The following is a 7,028-nucleotide window of genomic DNA, read 5'->3' as shown; positions in this document are numbered from 1 at the left end:
CTATGTTAGCTATGATGGAGGTGTGGCTTTGCAACAGTTTAATTGGCGGAACATAAGAAGTTATGATAACTCACAAAATAATGCTTTTGAAGAGCTAGTATGTCAACTTGCGCGTGAAGAAGAAATCAATGGAAAAGTTGCGTTTACCAGAGTAGGTGCCCCAGACGGAGGAGTCGAGGCTTATTGTAAATTAGAAAATGGTGATGAATATGGTTGGCAAGCCAAATACTTTGAATCAATGGGAGACTCACAGTGGAGTCAAATAGAAAAATCATTTAGAACTGCATTTTTAAAGCACCCCAAATTGGTGAAATATTATATATGTGTTCCTTTGGACAGGCAAGATCCTAGAATCGAGAATCAGAAATGGTTTATGGATAAATGGGAGGATAATGTACTAAAATGGACAAAATTTGCACTGGAGCATCAAAGAAAAATTGAATTTGAGTATTGGGGAAGTTCAGAACTTCTCTCCAAACTTACGCAAGAAAAAAATGCAGGAAAAAGAAAGTTCTGGTTTGCCAGCGAAGATTTTTCTGAACGATGGTTTAGTGAAAAACTTAATGTAAGTATCGATTCTTTAGGAAACAGATATACACCTCAACTAAATTTTGAATTAGATATTTCAAAAATCTTTGATGGCATTACTAGAGATAATGGATTTAAAAAGCAATTTGACAGCTTGTACAACGAGTTACAGAAGAAAACAAGATACGCTATCAGCACGATTAAAGAAATAAGCCTAGAAGAAAATAAGAAACAAATCACGTTAATACTATCCAAGTTACATCATTACTACAGCAGCATAGACTTTAATGAAATCAATGCCATTTGTTTTAGTCAAATAGATGGTACATGTAGTCGTTTAGGTCAGTTAGTTTCTGAGAGTTTGAATCAATATTACAAACTAAAGAGAGAAGAGAGCGACAAAGGTGATAATAAAAAGGCAAATGATTACTTTGAAAATAGTAAATTTAGTTCAGAAATTGAGTATTTAAGGCAGTCCCGCGATGCTCTGGAATATTTTCAGGAATTTCTCGGGAGCCCTACTGCATTACTTGCTAATACCCCGGTTCTATTATTAAAAGGTGAAGCTGGCATCGGAAAGTCGCATTTACTTGCAGATATTGCGAAACAAAGAAATGAAGAAGGTATACCAGTTCTCTTGATACTAGGTCAGCATTTCACAAATGATGATAATCCATGGATTCAAATATTAAAAAATCAGTTAAGGCTAGATATCAACGAGAACGAATTACTTGGAGCACTAGAAGCAAAGGCACAATCCGTTGGTTCAAGAGCCTTGATTGTAATTGATGCAATCAATGAAGGGCGAGGAAGGTTTTTTTGGAAAGATCATATTAAAGGTTTTATAAGAACCATCAGAAAGTATAAATGGTTGGGATTAGTACTAAGCATTCGCTCATCATATGAAGAAATAATTGTTCCAAAGGACATTATAGAAGATGAAATTGCCATAAGAGTTACCCATTATGGATTTGCTGATGTCGAGTATGAAGCTTCAAAAATGTTTTTTGATAATTACAAGATACAGCAACCCAGTATTCCACTACTGCATCCAGAGTTTCAAAACCCTTTATTTTTAAAGATCTTTTGTGAAGGATTGAATAAATCTGGATTAACAGTTGTGCCCGAGGGATTTGAGGGGATTTCCAGTATTTTAGACTTCTATTTAGAAAGTATCAATAATAAATTAAGTGAACCATCAAGATTTGATTATGCAAAAAATTTAAATCTTGTTAAAAAAGTTATAAATGCAATTATTGCAAAAAAAATAGAAATAAACTCACAATACGTGGCTTATGAAGAAGCAAGTAAAATTGTTAGTGGTATTGTTAAAGAATATGCGGATAATTGGAGACGTTTCTTAGACGAATTAATCAATGAAGGTCTATTCACGCAAAATATATTTTCCAGCGATAATAAATATGTAGATGGTGTTTACTTTGCCTATGAAAGATTCGATGACCATATTACTGTTTCTTTTATGCTTGAAAAGCACTTAAATAAACAAAACCCGAAATCGTCTTTTAAAAAGGGAGCTGTTTTGCATGAGTACATAAAAGATGAAATGACATGTTATTTTAATAAAGGATTCATTGAGGCCCTTTCAATTCAACTGCCAGAGATTATAAACATGGAACTTTATGAAGTTGCTCCATTCTGTAAATCACATAATACTATAGTAGAAGCATTTGTGAGCAGTCTTTTATGGAGAAAAACTGAATCAATTACTGAAAGAGTAATTCCATATATTAATGGTATTGTTATACAAAGTAAAAGTACATATGAAATGTTCTGGGATACGATTTTACATGTATCCGCTAACCCTCGACATTTATTGAATGGTGAGAGGATTCATAGTAGGTTGATGAAAGACTCGCTCGCAAAAAGAGATGCATGGTGGACCCCATATATAAGTAAACATTACTCAGGACATTCTGCGATAAAGAGGATCATTGACTGGGCATGGTCAACAGTGGATCGTGGTTACATTTCCGATGATTCAGTTAAATTATCTGCAGTTACAATTTCTTGGTTCTTAACAAGTCCAAATCGCAGATTACGTGATGCCGCGACTAAAGCTATTGTTTGTCTTCTACAAAATCGAATAAGTGTATTAATTGATGTCTTGCAACTATTTGAAAAAGTAAATGATCCTTATGTATATGAACGGTTATTTGCAGTTGCATACGGGTGCGCTCTAAGAAATAATTCTAAAGAAGACGTTTTTATGCTTAGTAAATATGTATATGATACAATATTTGCAAAGAGATATATTTACCCTCACATATTATTGAGAGACTATGCAAGGGGTATTGTTGAATATGCTGTTTATCTCGGAATGTCGGGTAATGTAATAGATATTAAAAAAATAAGACCGCCTTATAAAAGCAGGTGGTACAAGCATATTCCTACAATTGAAGAAATTGATAAATATAAATTGGATAACCATGCCAAAGATTTTCAAGATAAATATTGGGTTCAAAATAGCATTTTGAGTTCTATGACAACAGAGTATGGACGAGGTATTGGACGCTACGGAGATTTTGGACGGTATGTCTTTCAAAGTGCAGTCACCAATTGGGAAAAACATTTTGATGCACAATCTCTAAGTAATATTGCAACTAAAAGAGTGTTTGAGCTTGGCTATAACGTTGAGCTTCACGGAGAATATGATAGGCACCATGTCAAATCCTACGACAGACATGAGCATATGAATGAGAGAATAGGTAAAAAATATCAGTGGATTGCATTCCATGAAGTATTAGCCAAACTCTCTGATAAATATCCAATGAGCGAGTTCGACTACAGCAGGAATGATGACGAAACTGGTGAAGTGGAAGGTGTTGATTTGGAGGAATTTCTTTCATCAATTGATGATGAGTTAACAGAATCTGAAGAGGAAACGGATAATGTGACTCAAGAACTTGGCGATCATGATGTACAGTTACTCCAATCAAAGCAACTAAGACGTCGTAATTATAAGGATATTCCCTACAGTGGCCCATGGAATCCCTTTGTAAGGGATATCGATCCCACTATTTTAATAACTCATACTAAAGAGAATAAAAACTACTTTAATAGCTTTTTTCGTATCCCTGAAAACAATCTGGATAAATGGGTACATGATTACGAGGATATTCCTGCGTTTAAAGATTTAATCTATACCAGAAAAGATACAAATGATTTCGTATTGCTAAGTTCTCATATTAAATGGCTAGAAAGAAACAATGAAGACGATTATTCGGACAGAAAAGAGCTATTCATAAAAACGTCAGCTTTATTAGTACCAAACAATAAAGTTCAAGAATATTCTAAAAACAAAAAAGTACATAATTATTCGTATAGTCATCACTGGGAAACCAACTATAAAATATTTACACGTGAATATTATTGGAGTCAAGCGTATAGAGATTTTCGTTTAGAAGTGGAGTCCTACGAAGAAGTCGATAAAGAACTAAAAACAACTACACTAGAGTATCTTTGGGAAAAAGGCTATGACAATTCAATTGATGAATCAATTAGCTATTTGATACCCTCTGAGTTTATTGTAAATGAACTTGGATTAGAACAAGGAAGAGAGGGTTTCTGGTTTAATACTGATAGACAACTGATATGTTATGATATGGCTGTTGAAGGATACAATACAGGTTTATTAATAGAAAAGAAAGCATTAGAAAAAATACTTAGTAACAACCAGTTAGCCATAATCTGGGATATTTATATTGAAAAAGTCGCAAATCGAGAGCTTCACGAGTGGAGGATAGTAACAGCAAAGCAAGATAATGATATAACAATTGTAAATTTATATGATGAAGAAACGTGGCCGTTAAGAGACTAGAACAATTAATATATAGATGGAATAAAAATAGCTTCTCACGGGATCGACCCGAGAGAAGCTATTTTTATTCCATTATTCTCTTAATATAATTTTCTAAACAATACTTGTCCCAAATTGGAGATAAGAAGTTTTTCAGTTCATTTAATATTGTTTTATTAATTGATCTTTCAGAATTATTCATAGTATACTTCATTACCTCTAACATACATCTACACGCCAAATCTATAGTATCCTCATTGTACTCATTCTGATCGATGTTCTTTATCTTATATCTTAAGAATTTATAAATCCCATCTTGTGAACGATTACTCATGCAGGAAAGCTTTCCGCCAATATAATCATACGCATATTCAGGAAGCGTTGTATGAAGAATTAATAATGATAAAGCTTCATAGGTTGCTTTTGCTTCTTCTTGAGTTATATAAATATCTCGGCTACATATAAAAAAGTATTGTAGCCTTTCTATAGCAGCTTTCAATTCAGTAAGTTGGGAAACCTCCTGCATTCTGGTTTCATAAGGCATCAATTTTGGAAAACTGATATATCTTTCAATATCAAATTGATTAATAAATTGATCATAAGTAGGAGTTTTCTTAAACCATGCTTTTTTCTTCTTGAGAAACTCATAATAGTAAACAACATAGGGAATGAATTCTTGTGTAAACCAAAGATATGCCCTCTTGGCATTCCAGACTTCTTCTCTCTGTCCAAAAACTGAACCATATGGCTCCCATACAACACATACACTATCGTCAGCACGCATGTATGAGTCATAAAAATGATCTTTAGATTGAGCAGGAAAAAAACGTGTAAGAATTGTATTTCTGGGATAAACAACAATGGTCCCATTTGTTGCACTAAAAATATGCCATTCCGAATTACCCTTTGAGCAATCAAATTCCCAGGTAAATTGAATAAGTATTTTCCAGAGAGCTCGCCTAATTTCAAACATTTTTACAGAAAAATTGATTGGATTAATTTCTTTAAACTCGTATGTGCCATATTTTTGCTCCAGAGAATTAAATCTTTTTATATATTCATCAGCAAAATCATCGACTATATCGCATAATTCTTGAACTTCGTTTTCGAGCAATGTAAAGCGATTATTACCAATTTGAACATAATAGATATTGGGTGAGTAGGAATTTTTAAAAGGTATATATCCCCTTTTGCCTAAATCAGATTTTGTATTTAGTCCTTTGAAAAGCTGTTGCACAATTTGATTATGATTTAATGTGATCATGCAATCACTTACAAATAAACTACGAAACATGAGTAAACAACAACCTTGCTTTTCAAATGACCTTGGCAGATAGGCATCTATGCTAACAGAAGGTAGACTTCGTACAAAATGATTATCTAGGACTTGGCGCCTTACTTCAAAGGGTCCTCTTTCATTCGCGAGAAGCTCAATTACTTTGGATATTTCCTCCTTAGGATCCTCAGAGGTAAAAACATAATTGCTAATGATCGCAAGCATTTTTTCGATATTTTTATATTTCTTAAGTTCTTCTATACGTTTTAATATTTTTGGTACTTTTGATTTTGCTTGTTCAATATAGTGCAAGATTGTATTTATATCATAGGCCTTATCACCCTTTGCTACATTTGCATCAAATGAAGCAGGTACTAAGTTATCAAGATTATTAACATCAAAGTTTCCATCGTAATTTTTAATGTACTTTATTAATACATCCGGTTTATTTTCGTAAGACTCCGCTATGATGTGGTCAATGGTACAGTTTATCAAATTTAATCGTTCTTTTGAGTAAAAACAAATAAATTTGTGTGCTTCAAGTATGGCATACTTTACAATCGGGTCTTTTGGATTTACTTTCATTAATTCACCAACCATTAATAATATGTTTACTAGGCATTGATAATTTAAGACCAAATGGTGCAGTAGTTTCTGAGATGTATGTATTAAATTCTTAATAGAACTTCTTCGAGCTTTTTAATCAGACCTTTATTCAAAGAGACTACTGTTATACCATTATCTCGTAGTTCTTCAATAATTCTTTTACCTCCGCCAATTAAAAAAGCACACAATAATACAAGAGCGAATAAATAAAATGAGGTCATAGAAGCAATGAGTTTTTCGGTTTCTTTTAATGACTTATATATAAAAGTTACATACTGAATCCAAATAGGTACTGAAAAAGTAATAACTACACTAGGTATTACTAATGGTGGGAGCTTATTTCGTTCAGTTTCTTTATTCAAAAGGTCAATTAGTAGCTTAATCTTATCTTCCGTATACAGATTGTTTTTATTTAAATATTCAACTAATAGATTATATTGCATATCATCAAATTCTTGAGTCCTCCATAGACCTTTTTTGGGCTTAAGATTATAGTTTCTTCTAACGAATTTTTTTACTTTGTTGTTGAGTGAAGTTATGGTGATTATTGTAATCAAAATTGAAGTAATAAATGGTACTGCAAACAATGGAGCTACTTTCAGTCCAATTAAGCTGAATATGATACCAACAATTAATAATAAGCCTGAAATGGGTATTGAAATAATTGATAGAGTAGTAAAAAAATAACTTACGTACAAGTGCCTAAACACTAAACCATAAGAAGAAATGCTTTCTTTGTAATATCTAGAGATTCCATTTAACATTCTAGCTCTCCTTTTATGGGTATTTGGGCTTACTAAC

Annotated in this window: 3 protein-coding genes; 1 reads left to right on the top strand and 2 read right to left on the bottom strand. The window is 32.8% G+C overall.

The window, feature by feature from the left end:
• Positions 1–28: 28 nt before the first annotated feature.
• On the top strand, positions 29–4,366 hold the full coding sequence (avs2, locus tag ABRS97_RS27700) for an AVAST type 2 anti-phage system protein Avs2 (protein WP_367819410.1): 4,338 nt from the start codon (positions 29–31) through the stop codon (positions 4,364–4,366).
• Positions 4,367–4,430: 64 nt separating this feature from the next.
• Here the strand turns inward: avs2 and ABRS97_RS27695 are convergent, their stop codons facing one another.
• Both ABRS97_RS27695 and ABRS97_RS27690 read right to left on the bottom strand, forming a co-directional pair.
• Positions 4,431–6,206: a hypothetical protein gene (locus ABRS97_RS27695; RefSeq protein WP_367819409.1), complete on the bottom strand. Its 1,776-nt coding sequence runs from the start codon at positions 6,204–6,206 to the stop codon at positions 4,431–4,433.
• Positions 6,207–6,289: 83 nt separating this feature from the next.
• On the bottom strand, positions 6,290–7,028 hold a 739-nt coding region (locus tag ABRS97_RS27690; RefSeq protein WP_367819408.1), incomplete at its 5' end, for a hypothetical protein.

This window comes from Paenibacillus tabacirhizosphaerae, from assembly GCF_040812395.1.
In the GTDB taxonomy this organism is placed as follows: domain Bacteria; phylum Bacillota; class Bacilli; order Paenibacillales; family NBRC-103111; genus Paenibacillus_E.
Note: the sequence above shows the minus strand (reverse complement) of the source record. Positions and strands in the feature narration are given on the sequence as shown.